This window comes from Rhodococcus sp. P4_F3_2, from assembly GCF_056401335.1.
In genome coordinates this window covers 52,552-75,631 of sequence record NZ_JBFUJN010000020.1, presented here as the reverse complement: position 1 = coordinate 75,631, position 23,080 = coordinate 52,552, and the positions used below count along the sequence as shown (strand labels likewise).

Genomic DNA, 23,080 nt, shown 5'->3' with positions numbered 1-23,080 from the left:
GAGATGTCAGAGACCGCCGAGTCGCGAGAGTACGTCGAGAGCGGAATCCGTAGTACGCCAGAGTGCGTCGATCTCCTGTTCTGCGCCGGGACGTGTCTGCGGATTCTGGAGGGCGAATCCGTTGGCCAGTGTGATGGTGTTGTATCCGCTGTCGGCGGCGCGGAGCAGCAGTTCCGAGGGCTGCGAGTTTCCGGCCAATCGGTCGAGTCCTTCGCCGACGAAGTAGAACCGCCAGAGCGGCCCCAGATCGGCGTCGTACTCGGCCTTGGTGAGGGTCACGATCGAACCACCCTTGACGGCAATGGAATCGACGATTTTGTAGAAATCCGTGACATCCTCCGCAGTGGTTCCGGACGTGGCGACGGCGTGAGCGAGGTCGACGGTGAGATGCGCGTTGTAGCCGGCCATGGCAACCCGTGCTGGACTGGCATCGCACTGACGTGTCAGGGCGAAGTAGTTGGTCCACGCCGGATCGGTGGGAGTACCGGTGAACTCCGCATGGACGTTCACCAGGTACCTGCGCAGCAATTCGAAGCTGACGGAATGGGCCCACTCGTCATCGGCGAAGGCCGCAGGGTCTCGCTGCAGCGGCATCACCGCCTCGTGTTCGACAGCGTCGAGGCCGATGGAGAACAAGCCTCGCCAATCGTGGTGTGAGACGAGGATCGACGTGATCTCACGATGACGTTCGACAGCGGTCTCGAGCCGAGGCAGTCCGGCACCGTTCAGCGTCGTGACGTCGCTGAGTTCGGCAATCCGGCCTACCTCGGCATTGCTCAACTGGCTGCCGCAAGCCGTCGAAAGACTCTCGCCCGGATCTGCGAGTGCAGAACCGGGCGAGAGGAAAGCGGCGGTGATGCCGAGCGCGAGCGTCAACGGATACAGCCGCATCGGTTTCATCGGCTCAGACTAGGCGCCCATTTCACAAATGTCCGGATTGGCGATCAGCTGAGAACCGCGTCGGCCTCGATCTCGATGAGCAGAGCGGGGTCGATCAGCGAGCTGACCTCGAGGATGGTCGTGGCGGGACGAATCTCGCCGAACACTTCACCGTGCGCGAGAGCGGCCTGCTCCCACTGCGTCATGTCGCGCAGGTACATGCGAGTGCGGATGACGTCGTCGAGCGAGGCGCCGGCCTCGGCAAGTGCTGCCTTGATAGTTTCGAGCGCTGCGCGGGTCTGATCTGTGAGGGTCTCACCAGGAGCGGTGGTGCCAGAGACTGCGATCTGGTTACCGATGCGCACGGCACGGGAGTAACCGATCTTGGGTTCCCATTCGGAACCGGACGAAATATTGATTCTGTTCGACATGCCCCGAATTCTGCCAACAACTCCCCGGCCGTGGTGAGGCACGGTCGGGTATTCGCTCCATCTTGACATACCTTAGAACAAGTGTTCGACTTGGGGCCATGAGGTGGTCGGGTCAGGCATTGGATGCAGATGACGGAGCGCTACCCGGACTCGAACGGGCCGGGTTGGTTCGCTCCGTGCAGACTCCCGAGTTCGAGGGAATCACGTTTCACGAGGTGCTCTGCAAGAGCGCGCTCAACAAGATGCCCGAAGAGTCGACGTTGCCGTTCAGCTTCACCGTCAACGCTTTTCGTGGTTGCTCGCACGCATGCCGATATTGCTTCGCGAGACCGAGTCACGAGTACCTCGACCTCGACGCCGGCGCGGATTTCGATTCCCAAGTGGTCGTGAAGACGAACATTGCCGCGGTGCTCCGCAAGGAATTGGCGCGAAAGTCCTGGAAACGGGAGGCAGTGGCACTGGGTACCAACACTGATCCTTATCAGCGAGCGGAGGGCCGATACCGCTTGATGCCCGGCATTATTCGCGCGTTGACCGAATCGGGAACTCCCTTCTCGATCTTGACGAAGGGAACTCTGCTCCGACGGGACCTGCCGCTGTTGAAGATGGCGGCGGCGCAGGTCGACGTCGGAATCGGAGTGTCATTGGCGATCAACGACGCTGCACTTCAGAAGCAGATCGAGCCTGGTACCCCGTCACCGCGGGCGCGTCTCGAGATGATCCGGGCCATCACCGACGCGGGATTCTCGTGCAATGTCATGGTGGCGCCGGTCATTCCGTTCCTCACCGATTCCACCAGTCACCTCGACGGTCTGTTCGAGGCACTGTCCGAAGCCGGTGCGACGAGTGTGACGGTCTTCCCGATGCACCTGCGGGGGAGTACTCGGGGTTGGTTCATGAATTGGCTTGCTCAGGAACATCCGGCACTCATCCGTCGCTACCGCGAGCTGTACGGGCGGGGTGCGTATGTCACTCCCGAATACAAGCGTTGGCTCGCAAGCCGTGTCGAGCCATTGGTCGAGCGTCATGGGTTGGGTGGTCGTTCGGAGCATCGAGATGTCAGTGCAGCTGGCAGTGAATCGCGTGAGGCGCCTCGGGAACTGGTGGGTGCGGGAGCAGCTCTCACCTTGTTCTGACGGCCGCGGGCGCGTAAATCGGAGGCGCCCCGGACGTTTGCCGGGCTACATTCGCCTGGTGCTACTCACACTGACGTCCACCCCGACCCCGCAGACTCCTGATGCGACCGCGTTGAGCTACCTGCTGCACAAACATCCCGACCGCGTGCAAAGCTTCGACTTGGCGATCGGCACCGCCACGGTTCTGTACCCGGAGGCCACGGCCGAAAAGACCACGGTGGCAGTGATTGTGGACGTCGACCCCATCGAACTTGTGCAGAGTAGGTATCGACGCGGCAAGAGTGGCGACAACTTTTCGCTGGGGGAGTACGTCAACGATCGGCCGTATGCGGCGTCGTCCATACTCTCGGTTGCTCTATCGAAGCTGTTTCGCACCGCGTTGACGGGAACGTGCAAGTCGCACCCGGAACTCGTCGGAGCCGAACTCGCGTTGACCTTCTCGATTCCGGTGGTTCCGTGTGGCGGCGATGCGGAATTGCCTCGTCGGCTGTTCGAGCCGCTGGGCTGGGACGTGACCGCGWTACCGGTGCAGCTTGATCCGCACCTACCGACGTGGGGAAACTCCGACTTCGTGTCGCTGACACTGACCGGGGAACACACGGTGCAGAGTGCCCTACGGCACCTCTACGTGCTGTTGCCCGTCCTCGACGATGTGAAGCACTACTGGGTGGGACCTGACGAGGCAGACAAATTGATCCGCGTCGCTGGAGAGTGGTTGGCGTCGCATCCGGATTCCGCGCTGATCATGTCCCGCTACCTGGCTCGTCGACGCGACCTGGTCGAATCGGTGGTCGATCGACTGATTCCCGAACAAGCTGAGGCGCAGATCGAAGCACCGAGACCGGATCCGCCGCTGGCACGCCTTCGCGTCGACGCAGTTTTGGCGACGCTTCAGCGACTGCACGTGAGAACAATTGTCGACATCGGTTGTGGCGAAGGTAAATTGCTCGAGGCGCTGATGCCGCACGCTCGATTCGACAAACTTGTCGGCGTCGATGTGAGCGCGCGCGAACTGACCCGGGCGCAACGCAGATTGAAGTTCACCGAAATGTCCGACGTCCAGCGTGAACGTGTGTCTTTGATGCAGTCGTCCGCGACGTACCGCGACGCACGCTTGAAAGGCTTCGACGCAGCCGTGCTGATGGAGGTGGTCGAGCACGTAGACACGGCGCGCCTGCCGGCGCTGGTCAGATCGGTCTTCGTGGACGCAGCACCGCAGTATGTGCTGCTGACTACTCCGAATGCCGACTACAACGTGCTGTATCCGGCATTGGCCGCGGGAGAGTTCAGGCACCCCGATCACAGGTTCGAGTTCTCACGGACCCAATTCGACGACTGGGCAACCGAAACGGCCCGAGTCCACGGCTATTGCGTGGAGTTCGAATTTATCGGAGCAATTGATCCGGTCCTCGGCGGGCCGACACAGATGGCAATCTTCACGAAGGAGGCACGAACGTCATGACGGTGTACGAGATTCCAGATCTCGCCCTGGTAGTACTCATCGGCGTCAGTGGCTCGGGAAAGTCGACCTTTGCGGCGCGCCACTTCGGTGAGTACGAAACCCTCTCGAGTGACACATTCAGAGGGTGGGTCAGTGACGATCCGAACTCACAGGAGTCGACGTCCGATGCTTTCGAAGTGCTGGAGTTCGTCGCGGCCAAGCGTTTGCGACGCGGACGCCTCACGGTGATCGACGCGACCAACGTCCAGCCCGCTGCGCGCAAGCGACTCGTTGCGTTGGCTCGCGAGCACGACATACTGCCGGTGGCAGTCGTGCTCGATGTTCTGGAATCGGTCTGCTCTGCACGAAACGACGCTCGCTCTGACCGGACGTTCGGACGCGACGTGATTCGCCGCCAGCACCAACAGTTGACTCGCTCGCTCCGCGGGTTGGGTAAGGAAGGTTTCTGTTCGGTTCACATCCTCAGAGGTGAGGACGCGGTTTCCGAAGCCACATTCTTGCGCCACCCGCTCCGCAGCGATCTGCGTGTCGAGCGTGGTCCGTTCGACGTCATCGGTGACATCCACGGATGTCGAAGTGAGCTCGAGACGCTCCTCGTGAAACTCGGCTACACCGTCGACTTCGGGACGGATGGCAGAGCTGTCGATGCGGTGCCGCCGGACGGGCGAACTGCCGTCTTCCTCGGTGACTACGTGGATCGAGGTCCGGATTCGGTCGGTGTGCTGCGTCTGGTCATGGGGATGGTCGCGGCGGGACATGCGATAGCGGTTCCGGGTAACCACGAGAACAAACTCGTCAAGGCGCTGCGCGGTAAGAAGGTCACGCCGAGTCACGGACTCGCCGAGACCCTCGAGCAGATGGCCACCGAGTCGGCGGAGTTCCGCGAAAGCGTCGTCGACTTCTGTGACGGTCTCGTCGCGCACCTCGTCCTGGACGACGGCAAACTCGTTGTCGCGCACGCCGGTCTCAAGGAGGACTACCACAACAGGGCGTCCGGCCGAGTGCGAAGCTTTGCGCTCTACGGTGAAACCACCGGTGAGACGGACGAATTCGGCTTGCCCGTTCGGTACCCGTGGGCGCAGGACTACCGAGGATCAGCGATGGTCCTCTACGGTCACACTCCGGTGCACGAGGTGGAATGGATCAACAACACCGCGTGCCTCGACACCGGCTGCGTGTTCGGTGGATCCCTCACCGCCCTTCGATACCCGGAACGAGAGATCGTGTCGGTTCCGGCGAAGCAGGTTTGGTACGAGCCGGTGGTACCGCTGGCACCGCCGACTCGCGATCCGGACGTGCTCGATCTCGCCGACGTCCTCGAAACAACAGGCGTCGACACCGAACTGCGCGGTCGAGTGTCCGTTCGCACCGACAACGCTGCCGGCGCCTTGGAAGTGATGAGCCGATTCGCCGTCGCGCCGCAATGGCTGCGGTACCTACCGCCGACCATGGCGCCCTGCGCGAGCGCCCAATCCGATGATTATCTGGAACACCCGTCGACCGCGTTCGACGCATACCGGGCCGGCGGAATCGGAACAGTGATCTGCGAAGAGAAGCACATGGGTTCGCGGGCAGTGGTGCTCGTGTGCCGTGATCGATCGGTTGCTCAGTCCCGCTTCGACGCACCGGATGCGCTCACCGGGATGGTGCACACCCGCACCGGCCGCCAGTTCTTCGACGACGACCTGACTCAGCAGTTGATCGACGACATCGCCGCCGCAGTCACCTCCGCTGGGTTGTGGGAAGAGTTGGGCACCGACTGGCTGCTCCTCGACTGCGAACTGTTGCCGTGGAACGTCAAAGCGGAAGGTCTGCTGCGCTCGCAGTACGCGTCGGTCGCGGCGGCCGGGCGATCAGACCTCACAGCTCGCGAGGCCGTGTTGGCGCAGGCCGGGGCGCGGGGCCTGGACGTGGCGGAGATGTTCGAACAGACAACTGTTCGGGCCGCCAGTATCGAGCGCTTCGGAGAGGCCTACCGACGGTACGTGTGGCCGACGAACGGACTGGACGGCGTCACCATCGCGCCGTTCCAGATTCTGGCGGCCGAGGGCAAGTCGTACGGGGAACGGGATCACGAATGGCACCTCGGTATTTCGGACCGCCTGGCCGCGGCCGACCCGAATCGATTTACCACTACACGTCGCCTGGTGGTCGATCTCGGTTCCGAAGACTCGGTGTCCGAAGCGACGAAGTGGTGGGAGTCACTCACCGGTGACGGTGGTGAGGGGATGGTCGTCAAACCGCTGGCGAATCAGATTCACGGACCGCGGGGGTACAACGCGAAGGTTCAGCCGGGGATCAAGGTCCGCGGCCGGGAGTACCTGCGATTGATCTACGGTGCCGACTACCTCGAACCGTCGACTCTTGCGAGATTGCGTAACCGCAACCTCGGACACAAGCAGTCGATGGCGCTGCGCGAGTACGCGCTCGGCATGGAGGCGGTATCCAGGCTCGTCGACCGTGAACCTTTGTGGCGAGCGCACCAGGCCGTGTTCGCAGTGTTGGCTCTCGAATCGGAGCCGGTCGACCCGCGGTTGTGACGGCCGGTGCCCGGGCTCGGATTGATACCGTCGGGTATGGGTGTGATTGCGCGCTTGGACGGTTTCAACCGACGCCATCCGTGGAGTCACAACGATCACTACGGCCGGTGGGTTCTACGTAATCTGCGCGGGGTCAGGTCCGGTCGCGCTCTCGACGTGGGGAGCGGGACCGGCAATCTGATCGACCTCTTGCGGCGGCGGTTCGACGTGGTGGTCGGTGTGGAACCTGACCTGACGACGTCGGCCGCCGTGCGCGCAAGGTTTGTCGACGACGAGAACGTGATCATCGAAGCGCGGCGGATCGAGGACTTTGCATACGAGGCGAAGTACGACGCGATCACAGTCGTTGCAGCGTTGCACCATCTTCCACTCGAGGAGTCGATGAAGCGGCTGAGCGGCCTGCTCGAACCGGGCGGCCGGCTCGTCGTGGTCGGGTGTTATCGATCGACCACAGCCACCGACGCACTCCTGTCGGTGTTGGCGACCGTGTGCAATCCCGTCGTCGGCGTCGTCAAGCATCGACGGGTTGCCTCCGAGCCACTGAAGGCGATGACGGCTCCCACCGCGGAACCGGGTGAGTCGATGGCTGACGTCCGACGCGCGGCCGCGTTGTGTTTGCCAGGTAGCCGGATCAGGAGACGACTGTTCTGGCGATACACCCTGATCTACGACGCGACCGTCGCTGCCGCGTCGGTGGGGGAGTGAGTAGACCGCTGCGGTTCGCGGGGAAATGCGCGTCGGCCGAACCCGACTATCACCAACGAACCGATCATCAGAGTGGCCCCGATGCCCGCCAGATGTGAGAGCCCGCCACCGTCGACGACGGCAGAGCCGAGCAGAGCGCCCGTTGCAATCGCGATCTGGAACACGACGACGTAGACGGCGGAGGCTCGGTCGGTCCCGATCGGAACGGCGCGCAGAACCGAGGATTGGAGGCAGATCGGAACGGTGGTGAACGCCGCACCCCACAAGATCGTGGCGACGACGGCGAACGCTCCCATCGACGGCGCCAAGAGCCAGAAGATGGCCAGCGCGCCTGCCACCGTCGCGATCGAGATGAGCGTGAAGAGACGCGGTCGGCGGTCGTAGTACTTGCCGGCGACCCACACTCCGACTGCGCCGGCGGCGCCGTAGACCAGAAGCATCGCGGTACGGATGCCACCGGACGAGCCGAGGCTTTCCTCCACCAGAAGTGTGAAGAACGTGTACGAAGCGAACTGCCCCAGGGCGGCAAACAGCGTTGCCGCGCAGATGACGGCGAGTGCCCGTTTCATCTCCGGTGTCGGCTTCGGCTTGTCTCGCTTGCTCCGATGGTGTTGATCGACCGACATTTCGGGCAACGCACGATGCAGTGAGAAAGCGATGACCACTGCCACCGCGCCGATTGCCGCCGACGCAGTCCGCCAACCCCAGGACTGGCCGATCGCCGAAGACAGTGGACCTCCGAGAACAAATGCGAGAGACGTACCGGCATACACCATCGCGATTGCCTTGCCCTGTTGTCCGCGCGGAACCAGAGTGGCTGCGACCGGGGCAACGACAGCCCAGAACACTCCGTGCGTCGCAGCGCAGAGCAATCGTCCGATCACCAGCATCGGATAGTTGACGGCCAATGCTGCGACCAGTTGCGACACCGCGAGGGTGGCCACCGTCAGAACGACAACGCGTCGGCGCGGCCAGGTTTTGACCGCTCCGATCAGCGGAAGCGTCAAGACCGCGACACCGTATGCGTAGAAGGTCAGCAGTAGGCCGACACGCCCTTCGGTGACGTCGAGGTCCGTCGAGATTTCGCTGAGCAGTCCGACGGGGAGCATTTCGGCCGTCACGTAGGCGAAGGCTGCTCCGGCCAGTGTCATCAGCCGTAGCGTGGTTGCCTTCGGCAGTCGAACAGTCATGTTGTGTAACGATACATGTATCGATACACACCTGCGCAATGGATATTTTGCACTCGCTATGCTGATGCTCATGGCCATACGTGCGCAGCGTTCGAGTCGACCGACGATGGCCGACGTCGCCAAGGCCGCAGGCGTGTCGGTGATGTCGGTGTCGTACTCCTTCGCACAGCCCGAGCGCGTGTCTGAATCAACGCGAGCCAAGGTGTTCGCCGCCGCCGAAGAGCTCGAGTACGCGGGCCCTAACCGGGCGGCGCAGTCCTTGCGGAGCGGGAAATTCAACAACATCGCGGTCGTCTTCAGCGAGAAGCTGACGTACGCCTTCGAAGACGCAGTAGCTCGGCGATTCCTCTCGGGAGTCGCCGAAGCGTGCCTGGATGCGAACGCCGGGCTGATGATGCTGCCGAACTCGGGGAAACCGGGAGACGTCGACAGAGTTCGCGACGCGGCAGTAGACGGTTTTGTCGTCTGGACCACCGTCTTCGACGATCCCATCCTCGACGCGATTGTCGGCACCGGAAAACCCGCATGCATCCAGGGTGGGCCGTTGCACGAGGGTGTGGATCTCGTCGGGATGGACGATGTTGCCGGCGCCGTTGCGATCGCGGCAGTCGGGTTGTCGGGGGCGCAGCGGCCCGCGGTGATCAGCCTTCCGTGGGATCGTGAGCGTCGGTCCGAGATTCGGATGGACGTGGTTTCAAGTGAAGCCTTCTTTCCGGTGTCCCGCCATCGGCTCGAGGGCTACGAGCGCGCCGTCCGCGACGCGGGCCTCGATTGGCCCTCGGTGCGGGTGGGGGTCGTCACCGTCAACGAGCGGAGCGAGGGTGCGCGGATGGCTCGGTCCCTTCTCGACGTTCCCGAGGGCCGAAGGCCCGATGTCATCTTGGCGATGAGTGACGAACTGGCTCTGGGGGTTCTGGACGCGATCCGTGAACTCGGCCTCGCGCTGCCCGACGATGTCGCAGTCGTCGGATGGGACGACACAACAGCCGCATCGGACGCCGGCTTGACCACAGTTCGCCAGTCCCTGTTTGATCAAGGGCGCAATGCAGCTCGCGTGGTTCTCGGGCTGGACGATGCGGTGGAGCCGGTCGAGTGGTCGGTGCGTCGGCGAACTTCGACACGATGATCACGCCGGTAGTGGTCGACGCTCTGAGTCTTCGGTGGTTCGTTCCTCCGGAATTGGGGGAGACCGTCCGGTGGGGACTCTCCTGGAATGTCGACAGCCCGAGCAGGTGGGCGGTAGTCGAGCCGGCGTGGCTCTTGACGGCGGAAGTGCGAACGAGTTCGAAACCATTGATGTGGAGACTGCCTTGCGAGGGGTCRGACATCCGGGAGCCGGTCCAGCCGGCGATCGCTCGCGTCGGCGCACTGCAATTCATGTTCGACGCCGAACTACCGTTGCCGTCTCGGATCGAAGCCGCGGGCGCTTTGCAACTACGCGCCGGAACTCCTCGTGACGACACAAATGCCCGTCAGGCGTGGACCGATTTCGACGAGAATGCCTCCACTACCGGAGTGGTTCGCCGTCTACGGCTGATGTCGATGGAGTCCGACATGCTGCCCGACCCGAAGTTTCCGCACGGCCCGAACTGGGGTTGGGCATCGAGGCAGTTCGTGTCCGGGTCCGAGCGGTTCTACGAATTGGCCCGCGCGCCTCGCGCGTTGCGCTCGTATCAGCTGACCGATCGTGAATACGGGCCGCGGCGCGAGGACCTCCTCCTGGTCGACCTCGAGACGGCTGCTTGATCGTTGGGACCTGACACCGTTTTCATTCAGTGGACACAGGCACCAGCTGACCGGAACCAGTGTCTGCTCGACGAAACCGGTGCCAGGTGCTTCGACTAGCGCGCTCTGCCGACCACGTTCAGTGCGTATTTACCGGGCGGCGCCCCGACATGCTTGACGAAGTGCCGCGACAGGTGGGATTGATCGTGGAATCCGACGTCGACGGCCACGTCCGCCAATTCGCGCCCGGCGAGGATTGCGCGTCGCGCCAGATCGATCCGACGTCCCGTCACGTACTTGTGAGGCGGAAGCCCGAAATGCTTCGCGAAGTTCTTGATCAGATACGTGGGGTTCCGTTGCAGGATGTTCGACGCTTCCCGCATCGTGATTCCCGTTGTGAGTCGCGCATCGAGCAGGTCCCGAAGTTGATCGGCAACGCGTTCGTCAACGGTCGGCGTGTGAAGGGATCGACCTGTGGCCGGTGTGAGGATCTTGTTCAATCTTTCAGCGAGGAACCTCAGGCGACTTTCGGCTTCGAGTGATTCGCCGTCCGGGCCGAGTGCAGAGTGCAGTTGATCGATGCGGTGGCGCAGTAGAGGGTCTCGAATCTCGGGGCTGTCCACCGCCGGGCCTATGAGGACCTCGCCGAGAACTGACGTGTCGAGGTAAAGGATTCGTTGACGAAATCCGGCCTCGGTGACCGGAACTCCGTCGTGTGCGATGCCTGGCGGCAACAGAGTCACGATCTCGGGTGCTGCGCCATGAGCGCGATGATCGAGGTCGTATGCAATCGTGCCGCGGTCGACGAGCATCAGAGACCACTGATCGTGCGTGTGTTTGGGATAGGCGTGTCCGACGAAATCGGCATGGAAGACCTCGGTGATTCCCGCGAGGCCCGGTGCCCACGCGGTGATCTGTGCGCCGCGGGGATCCATGTCAGAAACGTACAAGACGCAGCTGCCGCGGGTGACGAAGAGTGGCGGGGTCGTCATCGCGGTGGTGGCGCGCCCGAGGGAGGAACAACATGAACAGTTCGGCAACAGCGGTATCGCTCCGCGAGAAGTTCGGTCAGTTCACCGAGCACTGGTCGCCCAAGAAGATTGCGGTCCTCAATGATTACGAGATCAAGATCGTCAAGATCAAAGGTGAATTCGTCTGGCACTCCCACACCGACACCGACGAAATGTTCCTGGTGACGAAGGGGCAGATTCGAATCCAACTCCGAAACGGCGATGTTCCACTGGGGCCCGGTGAACTGTTCGTGGTACCTCGCGGAGTCGAACATTGCCCGATCGCCGAGGAAGAAGCGGAGGTGATGTTGATCGAACCCGTCGGCGTGGTGAATACCGGGAACGTCGGAGGACCGCGAACTGCAGTGCTCGAGGACTTTTCGTAGTTACCGGCTCTTCCAATCCAGGGGATTGGTACGCAACGGCAGGGCCATTCCCGATCTCCAGAGCGTCGCCGCGCGAGAGTGCGGACGGAGCTCGACCTCGCGCCGCATCGATTGCGCGAACTCGTCGGTGAACCCTGTTCGCGGGTACTCCGCGATTGTTGCATGAACAGTTGCTCGCGGAATTTCGGGCGCACGCCGACCGGCAACGTCGAAATGCGCTGCGGCATGCAGTAGATAGGCGTCAGCGCCCGCGCCGCGGTCGACGGTCAGATCCATGTGCAGACGGATCGCTTCGCCGATTCGCCGTACCGACCTCTCCGAAGTTCCCACTCGGGTCGCGAGTTCTTCTGCGTCTGCGGCACTGATGTAGGTGAAACACCCGTGCTCGGCCGATCCTTCTGCGCCCAGTCCGACATCGTGAAGGGCGCACGCAGTGAAGAGATCTTCGGGGTCGTACTCGATCGCATCGATCTGCGCGAAGGCGTCGGCCCAGATCCAGCAGCGCAGGCTGTGGTTCAAGACCGCGGGGGAGAGGGTTCCTCTGGCGTGATCGAGCGCTTCGCTGCACAGCTTGGTGTCCGGGAGTGGGCGTTTGCGCAGCTCGGGTGTGCGAGTGGGGTAGCGGCCGAGCCGCAGCCAGAGCATCGACGGCGTGCTCATGGCCTGCGTAGCAGCCGCGCGGGCCATGAGTTGTATCTGCTCGAGAGTGGTGAGCTCACCAGGGCGCATCGAATTCCTGTTCTGGGTGGGGGACAGCTGGATACGAATCTAGTTGGCAGGGAAACTTCTTCACAGATGTCTAATATCTGTCAATGACGGAAACACGGAATTATCCGAATATTGGTTGATAGCAAGTGCCATCCAACGGCAACCCCGAATCTGTAGCCTCACCTCTGCACATCGCAAGAACCATCAAGCAACGACGGCGGGGGTGGCTCAGATGACGCCGAACCCGACGATCCCCGGGACTTCCGACGGGACGATGCGATGGAGCATGACCTTGTTGTTCTCGTTGCCGCCGACGGTCGTCAGAGTGCCGCCGTCGTTGACCAGAACGACGTTGACGTGTTGGCCGAAGGGGCTCGAGTCGCCGTACAGGATCGTGTCGCCGACCTTGGGCTGGTAGTCCTGACCGTAGGGGACAAACGCGTCGACGGACTCGTAATACTCCTGCAGCGTGTACACCCCGGGGATGCGCCACGACCCTGAGTTGGGGTTCGAGAACGGCGTGCCGATCTGGTTCATCGACCAGCTCACGAAATCGGCACACCACGATTCTTCGACACCCTCGGCGTATTTGGTGCCGGGACTCCCTGACTCCCACTCCTGCTCGAGGACGCCCAGTAGCGCACTCTGCTGAGCGCTGAGAATGCTGTGGTCGACGGCCGGGAACGAATCGAGATTCTCGCCGGCAAGAGCGTCGTCGCCGCGCGCGAACCACCACAGTGCGCCGGCGACAACTACGACCACCACAACGCCGAATACGCCCAGAACAGCGAGAGTGCGTCTGGGCGTATTCGGTGCGTGCGACATCACGCCACGATAGTCAATTAGTCGAGCGGGGGTGCCGAGCGATCGATCGTTGTCGCGAGTGGCTTCTCCTTGACGAAGAGCAACAGGACAACTGCCGCGATGACCAAGGGGACGAGATACAGGAAGATCGGCGCCAGCGCGTCGTTGTACGCACCGACGATGATCTCGCGAACCTGGCTGGGCAACTTCCAGAGGATTCCCGGGGTCAAGGAGTTCTCGTCACCACCGACCGCGCCGCCATTCGCCGGGAGTCGCTCGGCCAGGAGATTGGTCAGACGCGAGGCGAACAGGCTGCCCACGATCGCGCTGCCCAACGACGCACCGATCTGACGAAAGAAGTTGTTCGACGCGGTGGCCGTTCCCACTTCGGCCGCGGGGAAGGTGTTTTGCACGATCAAGATCAAGATCTGCATGACGAGGCCGAGGCCGATACCCATGAGTGCGATGTAGCAACCGAAGACCAGCAGTGAGGTCGACGGCGTCAGACGTGAGAGCAGGACAAGAGCGACTGCGACGATGGATGTTCCGACGATGGGGAAGATCTTGTAGCGGCCGGTCTTGCTGACCAGCTGACCGGATCCGATGGAGGCGACCAGCAGGCCTGCCATCATCGGAATCATCATCAGTCCTGCTTCGGTGGCGTTCTTACCGGTCACCATCTGGATGTAGGTCGGCAGGTAGGCGAGCGCACCGAACATCGCGATGCCGATGATCAGACCCGCGACCGTGGTCAACACGAAGTTTCGTTGAGCGAACAGGTGCATCGGAATTACCGGTTCGTCAGCACGCTTCTCGACGAAGACAAACGCCACTGCGGTCACGATGCAGCCGATGATCAACCCGATGATGACGCCTGACCCCCAGGCGTAGGTGTTGCCGCCCCAAGTGGTGAACAGGATCAGACAGGTTGCGGCCGTTGCGACCAAGACCATTCCCAGATAGTCGATGCGAGGCTTGCCGAGGTTCGGCTTCCGCAGGTGAAGGAATGCCATTGCGCTCGCGATGGCGAGGAGCCCGAGGGGGATGTTGATCCAGAATGCCCAGCGCCAGCCGATGCCCTCGGTGAACCATCCACCGAGAAGGGGGCCGGCAACCKAAGCCAGTGCGAACACGCCGCCCATCGCACCCATGTACCGGCCGCGTTGCCTGGCGGGGACGACGTCGGCGATGATCGCCTGGGACAGCAGGATCAATCCGCCGCCGCCGAGTCCTTGCACGGCTCGACCAGCGATGAGTGTGGTCATGTCGTGGGACAGACCGCCGATCACCGAACCGACGATGAAAATGCTGATGGCGCCGATGAAGAGGCCCTTGCGCCCGATCAGGTCACCGAGTTTTCCGTACACCGGCATCATGACGGTCGAGGCGAGGATGTATGCCGTCGTCACCCAGACCATGTGGTTGACGCCGTTCAATTCACCCACGATGGTCGGGAGCGCGGTGCTGAAGATCATCTGGTCGAGCGATGCCAGAAGCATCGTGATCATAAGCCCGACAAAAACGAGGATGATCGACCGTTTGTCCGGCGCGGCCTCGGTATCGGTATGCGTGCCGTCGGGCTCGACGGTCGCAGCTTCTCGAGTGGACATGTAGTTCCTTAGTTGAGTGACAGCTGGTGCGAGAGAGTGTGGATCAGCTCTCGGACCTGAGTATTCGAGCCATCAGGAGTAGTGCCGGATCAAGCAAGTCGGTTCTGGGGCTTGCCCGTTCACTGTTCTGCCATTTTCGGAAGACGTAACGCATCGCGGCGCCTGCGGTGATGACCGTTGCCGTGGCTTCGTCGGCAGCGGCTGTATCCGAGTGCAGGCGGCGATACTCGGTTCTGTGCGACAACTCCCGCGTGAGGATCCGGGTGAGCGTGTCTTCAAGATCGTGGAAGGTGGCCAGATGTTGTTGCAACAGCGTGGGATGACGTTCGAACAATTCGCGTCGATGCGCGAGCAGATCGGGTCGCTCGTCGACGATCTGCATCGCCGCCTCGAAGACCGCGAGGGCGCCGCGCAGCGGATCGTCCGGGTGCTCGCCGATGAGCGTGAGCATGGTTGCCTCACTTGGCACGACGAGCATGAGCCCACCGATCGCCGCGTCCTTGGTGGGGAAGTAGTTGAAGAACGTGCGGGTCGACAGATTGCAGGCCTCGCAGATCTTCTCGACGGTCACTTCGTCATAGCCCAGGTCGAGGACGAGTTCGACGGCAGTGTGCTCGATCAGCTGCCTCGTCGCAATTCGTTTTCGTTCGCGCAATCCGAGAGTTTCGGTTCCCATTTCATCCATAATTGCACAGAGTGCAAAGTTTCATCGAATGCAATATTTCGCCCAAGAATGCCTCATGAAATGCAAAAATGGGGATCGGGTGCCTGGTGGATAGGATGAACCGCGTGGAAGACACCTTGCCCCCTTGCCCCGAATGCGCCGGCGAATACACCTACGAGATGGGCGCGTTGATGGTCTGCCCGTCCTGCGCGCACGAGTGGGCGCCGACCGATAGTGCCGGCGAGGACTCGGGTGTGGTGAAACTGGGTGTGGTGAAAGATGCCGTAGGCAACATCCTTGCGGACGGAGACACGGTGACGGTCGTCAAGACGCTCAAGGTGAAGGGCAGTCCGACCGGCATCAAGTCAGGTACGAAAGTGCGCAACATCCGCCTTGTTCAGGGCGTTGGCGACCACGACATCGACTGCAAGGTCGACGGCATCGGACCGATGCAATTGAAGTCGAGCGTCGTCAAGAAGGTGTGACCGGACAGCGATAGATGTCGGCTCGAAATCCTGTTCAGTTTCGACGGTTCGATAGCCACAATCGAGGAGATCTTCGACCGCTCGAACGAATGGACCGAACTGTGCCGAACTCGATCTGCCTGGCGCCCGCACTCGATAACACCACACTCGATACAGACGAGCAGTGGGAACGCATCGTCGATGCGCTGACACGCAGGGGATTCCTCGGCGCCGGGCTCGGTGTCGCGGCTGCGACATTGCTGGCAGCGTGCAGCAGCGACGAAAACGGCTCGGCGCCAAGTGGTCTCGTCACAGTGCAGGATGAGACGGGCAGAGTCGAGATTCCGTCGGATCCGCAGCGAATGGTCATCGCCCACGTCAGCGCCATGGCGACGGTCCTCGACCTCGGTGTGCCGCCGGAGAAGATCGTCGGCGGCTTCTTCGGTCTCGAAGGGGTGGGCGGCGACGCGGTGTTGCGCACGATGCCGGAGGCGGCGAACATCCCGAACCTCGGCACGGCGGGAACGTGGAACAAGGAAGCGATCATCGGCGCGTCGCCGGATCTGATCGTCATGCTCCTGACCGCCGGAAATGCTTATGCGGCAAAGTCCTACGACGAACTCTCTGCGACCGGTGTTCCAGTGTTCGCCGGCTTCAACGGGTACCTCACGTGGGACGAGATGAAGAAGTTGGTCACCTCGATGGGCGTCGCGGTCCGACGGGAAGAAGCTGCTGCGGAATTGAACGCGAGAACGGAAGAGCGCCTCCTCACAATCAAGGATCGGCTCTCGGCCCTCGGCTCGCTACCGTCGGTGACGCTGCTGCGTACCGGCGAAAACGGTGTCGTCTACAACCAGGTCGACGCTCTTCTCGATGCTCTCGGTTTCCCGGGCGATCGAGCTACATCGGAGGAGTTCACCCGCACACTCACAGCGGAGCAACTCGATCAGGTGACCAGCGACGTGATCATCGTGGGTGCATTCCAGGACCAGCAGGACGTCCGCGCGCAGTTGGCAATGAACCCGCTCTGGGAGCGTCTTCCCGCTGTCCGCTCGGGGAACGTCCATTACGTCGACGACAGCCTGTGGGGCTCGGGCTATTCTCCTCGCGCGACCGAGCTGCGACTCGACGACATCGAGCGGATCTTCAGCTGACTCCGTCGTGTCACCTCGACTTATCGGTGCATTACCTCGAGAATCATGATCATGGACAAAATCAGGTTCTTCGAGCTTGTCACCGAATGGTTCGAAGTACTCGGTGTTGTCGCCATGGTCCTCGGGTTCGTGTTCGCATTCGTGATCGCGGGGCGCGCCTGGAGTCGAACGCGCGACGGTAGTTCAGCGTTTCGCACTCTGCGCGAGACGATGGGTGCGGTCATCCTTCTCGGGCTCGAGATCCTTGTCGCCGCTGATCTGGTGAAGACTGTGACGTCTTCACCGTCGCTGACCGACGCCGCAGTTCTGGGCATGATCGTTCTGATTCGGACCGTGTTGAGCCTGTCGATTCAGATCGAGATCGACGGGGTACTTCCGTGGCGCAAGGCGTTGGTGTCAAGTCCGGAACTCCTGGTACGCGCAGCGCGCGGATCAGGAGGCCGAACGACGCCCGACGCGTCGAGTTCGTAGCGATAGCCGTTGCGAGTGAAAGGTCGGGCAGATGACAGCAGTGCGTACCGAGCATCCCACTGTCGACGAGAGGCGGGCGCGCGGCCGCCAGGCGCGTAGAGATACGCCATTGGCCGCGCTCGCGGATCTGACAGAGAGTGACCGCGATCCGATATCACTGCTGGAATTGCAGGCGAAGTCGCGGGTACAGGACCTGGTGCCCATCCGATACGGGCGCATGTCGGCGTCCCGGTTCTCGTTCTTCCGTGGTGCTGCCCTGGTGATGACGGACGACTTGTCCCGAAGCCCTGATTCCGGCCTGAACAGCCAACTCTGCGGCGACGCACACCTGAGCAACTTCGGTATCTATGCGACGCCCGAGCGAAAGCTCGCGTTCGACATCAACGACTTCGACGAAACGTACCCGGGGCCGTTCGAATGGGACGTGAAACGGCTGGCCGCCAGTTTGGCGATCGCAGCGAAGGACAACGGATACTCCGGCAAAGAGCGTAAGAAGATCGTTCGCGGGTGTGCGGCCGAGTATCGCGAAACCCTGATCGCTCAGGCAGGATTGGGGAACCTCGCAGTTTGGTACGCGCACATCGCACCCGAAGACGGACTGGAAGAACTTCGCGTCGATTTGAAGAAGCGAATGCTCGAGCGGACCCAGGCGACGTTGGACAAGGCTCGTCGCCGAGACAGCGCTCAGGCGGCCGGCAAATTCACCGAAATCGTCGACGGGAGAAGGCGGTTCATCAGTGACCCGCCGCTGATCGTGCCGGCAGAGGAATTGTTCGCGGGCACCGACCTCACTCAGATCGAGGAGTTGCTACGTCAGCGCGTTCGTTCCTATCGAAGCACGTTGCAGTGGGACCGTCGGGTGTTGCTCGAAAGCTTCGAGATGACGCACATCGCGCGGAAAGTTGTCGGTGTCGGGAGCGTCGGAACGCGCGCGTGGATGATCCTGATGAAAGGCGTCGACGACGACGATCCGTTGATCCTGCAGGTCAAGGAGGCGCAGCCGTCCGTTCTCTCGGCGTACGTCGATGGCCCCACCTTCTCCAACGAGGGTGAACGAGTAGTGAACGGGCAGCGCCTGATGCAGGCCACCAGTGACATCTTCCTGGGGTGGGAGCGCGGACCGGGACTCGACGAGGATGAGCACGACTTCTACATCCGCCAACTTCGGGACGGCAAGGGATCAGCGGTCATCGAAACCATGAAACCTGAAGGGATGGAACTCTACGGGCGACTATGCGCGAGGGTCCTGGCCTATGCGCATGCTCGCTCGTCCGATCGGATTGCGATCGCCGAATATCTCGGTGACGGAACCGAATTCGATTTCGCGATCGGGGAGTTCGCGGCTTCCTACGCCAAACGCAACGCACGCGATCATGCCGCTTTGCTGACCGCGATCGACGACGGTCGCGTGTCAGCAGAGCGGGGAGTGTGACGACTCAGGCGAACACGCCGTCGAGCCAGGCCTGCCACGCTGCCGTTGCTGATCCACCGTCAGCGCCCTCTGCGAAGAGGTGATGGGCCGCGTCGACGGTGCCGCCGAAGGCGTTTCGTCCGTAGAACCGCACCAATGCGTCCTCGGTACGCAAGCCGATGAACCAGTCGTTGATGTAGTCGACAATCGCGTCGACGGTTCCGATTCCGGGGACTTCCACCGACGTGGCGTCACCGACAGCGGTGCCCGAGGTGATTCCGAGGGCGCTGCGAAGCGTTCCCATCGCTTGCGGCGAGGACGAGGATTCCGGGCCTTCGGCCGAGACATAGGTGACGGGTTTGCCGGCGAAGTACCGCACGTATTGGCCGAGACTGTGCAGGTAGAAGTCCGTGTGCTTACTCGCGCCGTCGTACTGGTTGTCCCAGTCCTCGGCAAACACTCCGGCGTGGACGTAGCGGACAACGGCGGTGCTCTCGTCGCGGGCCTCGACGACGTACTCGAGGTTGTTGAACCAGCCGTCGGGGCCTTGCATGTGGATGGCTAGCTCGCGGGGCGGCTCCCACGTCGCGATGATCGGGCTGTCCGGACTACTGCCGTCCGCAGGGATTTCGAGCGGGGACGGGAACATCCAGCCGGCCGTCTCTGCCGAGATTGCGGCCCAGATCTGCTCGGGAGTTCCGGGGACGACCACCTCGCGGCGGATTTCGAATTTCTCGGACATCGCTACTGCTCCGTTTCGGGTGTGGTGACGTGGGGTGTGGTGAGACTGGGATGCAGGGCGACAACCAAGCGGTGTTTGCGCCCGGCTTCGGAATTGCCGTCGTGGTATTTGGCCACGAGTGAGTTGACCGACTCGCCGAGTTCGCCGGCGAAGGCGGCGCGGTCGGCCGCCGTGGCAAAGGTGATGTCGCTGTCGATGGCAAAGGACGCCAACGGTTTTCCGGCCGCAGTTGCGCCGGCGATCAGTTCGCCGACCTCTCGGACGATCCGCGCCGCGAGAGTGACGAGCCAGCGCGCCGAGAGCTGATCCGGGAACCGGCTCGGGTCCGGCGCGAGCGCGGACATTGCAGCGGGGGAGATGACGTACGACGCGGCGCTGGCCTGCATGATCCGCTCCGTCATGTTTCCCCGCTTGCGCTCCTCGACGAGTTCGACGAGTCCGTGTTCCTCGAGAGTGCGCAAGTGGTAATTGATCTTCTGGCGCGTCAAGCCCACTCGGGGTGCCAGCGAGGATGCTGATGCCGGGACTGCCAGTTCAGCCAGAATCCGTTGGCGGATCGGATCGAGCGAGGCCTCGGCAGCTGCGGGACGATCGATGACTGCAACTTCCAACATGAGAAAACCATCCCACCGACAACCAAATCTGTCAAGACAGAAAAAATTGTCGGCGGGATGGTATTTCGGAGGTTCTCTACCGCTTCAGATCGGGCGGATTGTTCAGATCCCGCGCCGAGTACGTGTCACACGACGAAATCTGGCCGGTCTGGTATCCGGTCTTGAACCACGCCTGCCGCTGTGCGGAGGAACCGTGTGTCCAACCTTCGGGGTTGACCCGACCGGTCGTGGACTTCTGGATGCGGTCGTCGCCCACCGATGACGCCGCCGAGAGGGCGTCCCGAATATCGCTCTCGGACAAGGGCTTCAGGAATGGTTGACCGGTCGCTTCGTCGGGAATCGTGTCCGCAAAATGTGCCCAGACGCCGGCGTAGCAATCGGCCTGGAGTTCGGTGCGAACCGCGCCGGACTGCTCGCCCTGTGGGTCAGCTTGCGCGCGGCCGATGTCGCCGAGCTGATTCTGGATGTGATGTCCGAACTCGTGAGCGACCACGTACTCCTGTGCGAGCGGTCCGGCACTGGAACCGAAACGGTCGACGAGCAATTGGAAGAAGCTCGTATCGAAGTACGCCGTTTGGTCCGCCGGGCAGTAGAACGGACCGACATCACTCGACGCCTGGCCGCAACCGGTGTTGACCGAACCGCTGAACAGAATGACTTCGGGTCGCACGTATGCCGTGCCGGTCTGCTTGACCAACTGCTGTTCCCAAACGTCGTCGAGGCTTCCGACGGTCAGTGTGACGCGGCAGTTCACATCGGCGTTTGCCTGAGCGCCGGTGCACTCGTCGACCGACGACAGTCCGGTCGACGAACTCGAAGTTTCGGTGGACGTGCCCAGTAGTGAGCCGGGGTCACCGCCGAACAACAGCGCCAGGATCAGAACGATGATGCCGCCCGCGCCACCGCCGATCGCGATCTTGCCGCCGCGGCCACCGCCGCCCCCGCCGCCTTGAACCTGAACGCGTCCCGCTTCGCCGCGGGCCCCCTCGTTGAAGGTCATCTATGTCCGCTTTCTGCTGTCGTGAACAAGTGCTTGCCGTCACTTCTGGAGATAGCTTCGCATGCGATGCGGGTCCGCGTTTCCGCTCTGCGCAGTTCGCTCCGTAGGATCGCAGGCAAAGTAGTCGGTCGTCGGTTATTGGAAGTAGTTCGAAAGGAATCCCGTGCTGCGCACACATCTCGCCGGTTCATTGCGACCCGAGCAGGCAGAGCAGACCGTAACGCTCACCGGTTGGGTAGCCAGGCGTCGTGATCACGGCGGAGTGATCTTCATCGATCTCCGTGATGCATCCGGAGTTGCGCAGGTAGTTTTCCGGGCAGGTGACGTGGCCGAGCAGGCGCACCGTCTGCGCGCGGAATACTGCGTTCGCGTAACCGGAACGGTCGAGGTTCGCCCCGAGGGCAACCAGAACTTCGAGATCCCCACCGGAGCAATCGAGGTCAACGCCACCGAACTCGAGGTTCTCAACGAAAGCGCACCGCTGCCGTTCCAGCTCGACGATCAGGTCGGCGAAGAAGCACGCCTCAAGTACCGATACCTCGACTTGCGTCGTGAAGGGCCCGGATCCGCAATTCGCTTGCGTTCCAAGGTAAGTGCCGCAGCGCGCGGCGTTCTCGCGCACCACGAGTTCGTCGAGGTCGAGACTCCGACGCTTACGCGTTCGACGCCAGAGGGTGCCCGTGACTTCCTCGTACCGTCACGCCTGCAGCCCGGTAGCTTCTACGCACTGCCGCAGAGCCCGCAGCTGTTCAAGCAGCTACTCATGGTCGGCGGCATCGAGCGCTACTACCAGATCGCGCGTTGCTACCGCGACGAGGATTTCCGCGCCGATCGTCAGCCCGAGTTCACTCAGCTCGACATCGAGATGGCTTTCGTCAACCAGGACGACATCATCCTGCTTGCCGAGGAAATCCTGACGGCGCTCTGGAAGCTCGTCGGCCACGAGATCAAGACGCCGATCGACCGCATGACCTACAACGAGGCAATGCGTCGTTACGGCAGCGACAAGCCGGACCTGCGTTTCGGTATCGAACTCGTCGAGTGCGCGGAGTTCTTCAAGGACACGACCTTCCGCGTCTTCCAAGCCGAATACGTTGGCGCCGTCGTGATGCCCGGTGGTGCAAGCCAGCCGCGCAAGCAGCTCGATGCCTGGCAGGAGTGGGCGAAGCAGCGCGGCTCCAAGGGCCTGGCGTACGTGTTGGTCGGTGAAGACGGCACTCTCGGTGGTCCCGTTGCCAAGAACCTGACCGACGCCGAGCGCGAGGGCCTGGCCGCTCACGTCGGAGCCCAGCCGGGTGACTGCATCTTCTTCGGAGCGGGCGCGACCAAGTCGACGCGCGCTCTCCTCGGCGCTGCCCGTGGTGAGATCGCCCGCAAGAAGGATCTCATCGATCCCGACGCGTGGGCCTTCGTGTGGATCGTCGACGCTCCGATGTTCGAGCCGACCGCCGACGCCACTGCATCCGGTGACGTTGCTCTCGGCCACTCCGCCTGGACCGCCGTGCACCATGCGTTCACGTCGCCGAAGCCGGAGTTCTTCGACACGTTCGACACCGATCCGGATTCCGCACTCGCCTACGCCTACGACATCGTCTGCAACGGCAACGAGATCGGCGGCGGCAGTATTCGTATCCACCGCAAGGACATTCAGGAACGAGTGTTCAAGGTGATGGGTATCTCCGAGGAAGAGGCGCAGGAGCAGTTCGGCTTCCTTCTCGACGCCTTCGCCTTCGGCGCGCCTCCGCACGGCGGAATTGCTTTCGGCTGGGACCGCATCACAGCTCTCCTCGCCGGCATGGATTCCATCCGTGAGGTCATTGCGTTCCCGAAGTCCGGTGGCGGCGTCGACCCGCTGACGGATGCTCCGGCACCGATTTCTGCGCAGCAGCGCAAGGAATCGGGTATTGATGCGAAGCCCGAGAAGAAGTCAGAGGACAAGAAGTCCGAAGGCGACACCGTCGAAGCCAAGTAGAG

Annotated in this window: 23 protein-coding genes; 12 read left to right on the top strand and 11 right to left on the bottom strand. The window is 62.3% G+C overall.

Annotated elements, in window-relative coordinates:
* Positions 1-6 precede the first annotated feature (6 nt).
* Both AC1DWA_RS21620 and AC1DWA_RS21615 read right to left on the bottom strand, forming a co-directional pair.
* Positions 7-891 carry a DUF5995 family protein gene (locus AC1DWA_RS21620; RefSeq protein WP_020969555.1) on the bottom strand — a complete coding sequence of 295 codons (885 nt, stop codon included), beginning with the start codon at positions 889-891 and terminating at the stop codon, positions 7-9.
* A 53-nt stretch (positions 892-944) separates the two neighbouring features.
* Positions 945-1,310 (bottom strand): RidA family protein, encoded by a 366-nt coding sequence (locus AC1DWA_RS21615; protein WP_019748335.1) that lies wholly within the window; start codon positions 1,308-1,310, stop codon positions 945-947.
* A 98-nt stretch (positions 1,311-1,408) separates the two neighbouring features.
* Between AC1DWA_RS21615 and AC1DWA_RS21610 the strand changes: the two genes are divergently transcribed.
* Genes AC1DWA_RS21610 through AC1DWA_RS21595 form a run of 4 tightly spaced genes read left to right on the top strand, consistent with a single transcriptional unit; the run spans position 1,409 to position 7,153 of the window.
* Positions 1,409-2,446 (top strand): Rv2578c family radical SAM protein, encoded by a 1,038-nt coding sequence (locus AC1DWA_RS21610; RefSeq protein ID WP_069146537.1) that lies wholly within the window; start codon positions 1,409-1,411, stop codon positions 2,444-2,446.
* Positions 2,447-2,483: 37 nt separating this feature from the next.
* A complete protein-coding gene (locus AC1DWA_RS21605; protein WP_477917010.1) occupies positions 2,484-3,908 on the top strand; it encodes a 3' terminal RNA ribose 2'-O-methyltransferase Hen1 in 1,425 nt (474 codons plus the stop codon).
* Positions 3,905-6,448 carry a polynucleotide kinase-phosphatase gene (locus AC1DWA_RS21600; protein WP_477917008.1) on the top strand — a complete coding sequence of 848 codons (2,544 nt, stop codon included), beginning with the start codon at positions 3,905-3,907 and terminating at the stop codon, positions 6,446-6,448. Before AC1DWA_RS21605 ends, AC1DWA_RS21600 begins: the two co-directional genes overlap by 4 nt.
* Before the next feature lie 36 nt (positions 6,449-6,484).
* Positions 6,485-7,153, top strand: a complete 669-nt coding sequence (locus AC1DWA_RS21595; protein ID WP_070386082.1) for a class I SAM-dependent methyltransferase — start codon at positions 6,485-6,487, stop codon at positions 7,151-7,153.
* On the opposite strand, the gene AC1DWA_RS21590 is transcribed toward AC1DWA_RS21595, so the two are convergent.
* A complete protein-coding gene (locus tag AC1DWA_RS21590; protein WP_477846750.1) occupies positions 7,114-8,343 on the bottom strand; it encodes an MFS transporter in 1,230 nt (409 codons plus the stop codon). The genes AC1DWA_RS21595 and AC1DWA_RS21590 overlap by 40 nt on opposite strands.
* Before the next feature lie 70 nt (positions 8,344-8,413).
* On the opposite strand from AC1DWA_RS21590, the gene AC1DWA_RS21585 reads away from it, so the two are divergent.
* Both AC1DWA_RS21585 and AC1DWA_RS21580 read left to right on the top strand, forming a co-directional pair.
* Positions 8,414-9,469, top strand: coding sequence for a LacI family DNA-binding transcriptional regulator (locus AC1DWA_RS21585; protein ID WP_283308943.1), 1,056 nt, complete (start codon positions 8,414-8,416; stop codon positions 9,467-9,469).
* Entirely contained in the window at positions 9,436-10,089 is a 654-nt protein-coding gene (locus tag AC1DWA_RS21580) for a hypothetical protein (RefSeq protein ID WP_477846749.1), read from the top strand. Before AC1DWA_RS21585 ends, AC1DWA_RS21580 begins: the two co-directional genes overlap by 34 nt.
* Positions 10,090-10,184: 95 nt before the next feature.
* Here the strand turns inward: AC1DWA_RS21580 and AC1DWA_RS21575 are convergent, their stop codons facing one another.
* On the bottom strand, positions 10,185-11,003 hold the full coding sequence (locus tag AC1DWA_RS21575) for a helix-turn-helix domain-containing protein (RefSeq protein WP_097387384.1): 819 nt from the start codon (positions 11,001-11,003) through the stop codon (positions 10,185-10,187).
* An 89-nt stretch (positions 11,004-11,092) separates the two neighbouring features.
* On the opposite strand from AC1DWA_RS21575, the gene AC1DWA_RS21570 reads away from it, so the two are divergent.
* Entirely contained in the window at positions 11,093-11,464 is a 372-nt protein-coding gene (locus AC1DWA_RS21570; RefSeq protein ID WP_020969562.1) for a cupin domain-containing protein, read from the top strand.
* Here the strand turns inward: AC1DWA_RS21570 and AC1DWA_RS21565 are convergent, their stop codons facing one another.
* The 4 genes from AC1DWA_RS21565 to AC1DWA_RS21550 all read right to left on the bottom strand — a co-directional run bounded on the left by AC1DWA_RS21565 (position 11,465) and on the right by AC1DWA_RS21550 (position 15,262).
* Positions 11,465-12,193, bottom strand: a complete 729-nt coding sequence (locus AC1DWA_RS21565) for an HD domain-containing protein (protein ID WP_477846748.1) — start codon at positions 12,191-12,193, stop codon at positions 11,465-11,467.
* A gap of 207 nt (positions 12,194-12,400) precedes the next feature.
* Positions 12,401-12,997 (bottom strand): CHAP domain-containing protein, encoded by a 597-nt coding sequence (locus AC1DWA_RS21560; RefSeq protein WP_180279591.1) that lies wholly within the window; start codon positions 12,995-12,997, stop codon positions 12,401-12,403.
* A 17-nt stretch (positions 12,998-13,014) separates the two neighbouring features.
* The gene (locus AC1DWA_RS21555; RefSeq protein WP_477917006.1) at positions 13,015-14,586 is read right to left on the bottom strand and encodes an MDR family MFS transporter; all 1,572 of its coding nucleotides are present in this window, start codon (positions 14,584-14,586) and stop codon (positions 13,015-13,017) included.
* A 43-nt stretch (positions 14,587-14,629) separates the two neighbouring features.
* A complete protein-coding gene (locus AC1DWA_RS21550) occupies positions 14,630-15,262 on the bottom strand; it encodes a TetR/AcrR family transcriptional regulator (RefSeq protein WP_024487257.1) in 633 nt (210 codons plus the stop codon).
* A gap of 113 nt (positions 15,263-15,375) precedes the next feature.
* Between AC1DWA_RS21550 and AC1DWA_RS21545 the strand changes: the two genes are divergently transcribed.
* The 4 genes from AC1DWA_RS21545 (at position 15,376) to AC1DWA_RS21530 (ending at position 18,771) form a co-directional block, all read left to right on the top strand.
* A complete protein-coding gene (locus AC1DWA_RS21545) occupies positions 15,376-15,735 on the top strand; it encodes a zinc ribbon domain-containing protein YjdM (protein WP_020969567.1) in 360 nt (119 codons plus the stop codon).
* 101 nt (positions 15,736-15,836) lie between these two features.
* Positions 15,837-16,868 carry an ABC transporter substrate-binding protein gene (locus tag AC1DWA_RS21540; protein ID WP_225989526.1) on the top strand — a complete coding sequence of 344 codons (1,032 nt, stop codon included), beginning with the start codon at positions 15,837-15,839 and terminating at the stop codon, positions 16,866-16,868.
* Between the two features lie 51 nt (positions 16,869-16,919).
* The gene (locus AC1DWA_RS21535) at positions 16,920-17,339 is read left to right on the top strand and encodes a DUF1622 domain-containing protein (RefSeq protein WP_007728052.1); all 420 of its coding nucleotides are present in this window, start codon (positions 16,920-16,922) and stop codon (positions 17,337-17,339) included.
* A 31-nt stretch (positions 17,340-17,370) separates the two neighbouring features.
* A complete protein-coding gene (locus tag AC1DWA_RS21530) occupies positions 17,371-18,771 on the top strand; it encodes a DUF2252 domain-containing protein (RefSeq protein ID WP_477846746.1) in 1,401 nt (466 codons plus the stop codon).
* Between the two features lie 4 nt (positions 18,772-18,775).
* Here AC1DWA_RS21530 and AC1DWA_RS21525 read toward each other — a convergent pair whose 3' ends face one another.
* The 3 genes from AC1DWA_RS21525 to ypfJ form a co-directional block, all read right to left on the bottom strand.
* Complete coding sequence (locus AC1DWA_RS21525; RefSeq protein WP_477846745.1) at positions 18,776-19,492, bottom strand: SRPBCC family protein; 717 nt, start codon at positions 19,490-19,492, stop codon at positions 18,776-18,778.
* A gap of 2 nt (positions 19,493-19,494) precedes the next feature.
* The gene (locus tag AC1DWA_RS21520) at positions 19,495-20,106 is read right to left on the bottom strand and encodes an ArsR/SmtB family transcription factor (protein WP_021332959.1); all 612 of its coding nucleotides are present in this window, start codon (positions 20,104-20,106) and stop codon (positions 19,495-19,497) included.
* A 76-nt stretch (positions 20,107-20,182) separates the two neighbouring features.
* Complete coding sequence (ypfJ, locus tag AC1DWA_RS21515) at positions 20,183-21,106, bottom strand: KPN_02809 family neutral zinc metallopeptidase (RefSeq protein ID WP_021332960.1); 924 nt, start codon at positions 21,104-21,106, stop codon at positions 20,183-20,185.
* Positions 21,107-21,269: 163 nt separating this feature from the next.
* Here ypfJ and aspS point away from each other — a divergent pair, with 163 nt between their 5' ends.
* Positions 21,270-23,078: an aspartate--tRNA ligase gene (aspS, locus tag AC1DWA_RS21510; protein ID WP_019748356.1), complete on the top strand. Its 1,809-nt coding sequence runs from the start codon at positions 21,270-21,272 to the stop codon at positions 23,076-23,078.
* Positions 23,079-23,080 lie beyond the last annotated feature (2 nt).

What these genes read in the sequence shown, in the direction of transcription:
- AC1DWA_RS21620 (WP_020969555.1), bottom strand. Translation starts at nt 891, where the DNA reads ATGCGGCTGTATCCGTTGACGCTCGCGCTCGGCATCACCGCCGCTTTC.
- AC1DWA_RS21615 (WP_019748335.1), bottom strand. Translation starts at nt 1,310, where the DNA reads ATGTCGAACAGAATCAATATTTCGTCCGGTTCCGAATGGGAACCCAAG.
- AC1DWA_RS21610 (WP_069146537.1), top strand. Translation starts at nt 1,409, where the DNA reads ATGAGGTGGTCGGGTCAGGCATTGGATGCAGATGACGGAGCGCTACCC.
- AC1DWA_RS21600 (WP_477917008.1), top strand. Translation starts at nt 3,905, where the DNA reads ATGACGGTGTACGAGATTCCAGATCTCGCCCTGGTAGTACTCATCGGC.
- AC1DWA_RS21595 (WP_070386082.1), top strand. Translation starts at nt 6,485, where the DNA reads ATGGGTGTGATTGCGCGCTTGGACGGTTTCAACCGACGCCATCCGTGG.
- AC1DWA_RS21590 (WP_477846750.1), bottom strand. Translation starts at nt 8,343, where the DNA reads ATGACTGTTCGACTGCCGAAGGCAACCACGCTACGGCTGATGACACTG.
- AC1DWA_RS21585 (WP_283308943.1), top strand. Translation starts at nt 8,414, where the DNA reads ATGGCCATACGTGCGCAGCGTTCGAGTCGACCGACGATGGCCGACGTC.
- AC1DWA_RS21575 (WP_097387384.1), bottom strand. Translation starts at nt 11,003, where the DNA reads ATGGATCCCCGCGGCGCACAGATCACCGCGTGGGCACCGGGCCTCGCG.
- AC1DWA_RS21570 (WP_020969562.1), top strand. Translation starts at nt 11,093, where the DNA reads ATGAACAGTTCGGCAACAGCGGTATCGCTCCGCGAGAAGTTCGGTCAG.
- AC1DWA_RS21565 (WP_477846748.1), bottom strand. Translation starts at nt 12,193, where the DNA reads ATGCGCCCTGGTGAGCTCACCACTCTCGAGCAGATACAACTCATGGCC.
- AC1DWA_RS21560 (WP_180279591.1), bottom strand. Translation starts at nt 12,997, where the DNA reads ATGTCGCACGCACCGAATACGCCCAGACGCACTCTCGCTGTTCTGGGC.
- AC1DWA_RS21550 (WP_024487257.1), bottom strand. Translation starts at nt 15,262, where the DNA reads ATGGGAACCGAAACTCTCGGATTGCGCGAACGAAAACGAATTGCGACG.
- AC1DWA_RS21535 (WP_007728052.1), top strand. Translation starts at nt 16,920, where the DNA reads ATGGACAAAATCAGGTTCTTCGAGCTTGTCACCGAATGGTTCGAAGTA.
- AC1DWA_RS21530 (WP_477846746.1), top strand. Translation starts at nt 17,371, where the DNA reads ATGACAGCAGTGCGTACCGAGCATCCCACTGTCGACGAGAGGCGGGCG.
- AC1DWA_RS21525 (WP_477846745.1), bottom strand. Translation starts at nt 19,492, where the DNA reads ATGTCCGAGAAATTCGAAATCCGCCGCGAGGTGGTCGTCCCCGGAACT.
- AC1DWA_RS21520 (WP_021332959.1), bottom strand. Translation starts at nt 20,106, where the DNA reads ATGTTGGAAGTTGCAGTCATCGATCGTCCCGCAGCTGCCGAGGCCTCG.
- ypfJ (WP_021332960.1), bottom strand. Translation starts at nt 21,106, where the DNA reads ATGACCTTCAACGAGGGGGCCCGCGGCGAAGCGGGACGCGTTCAGGTT.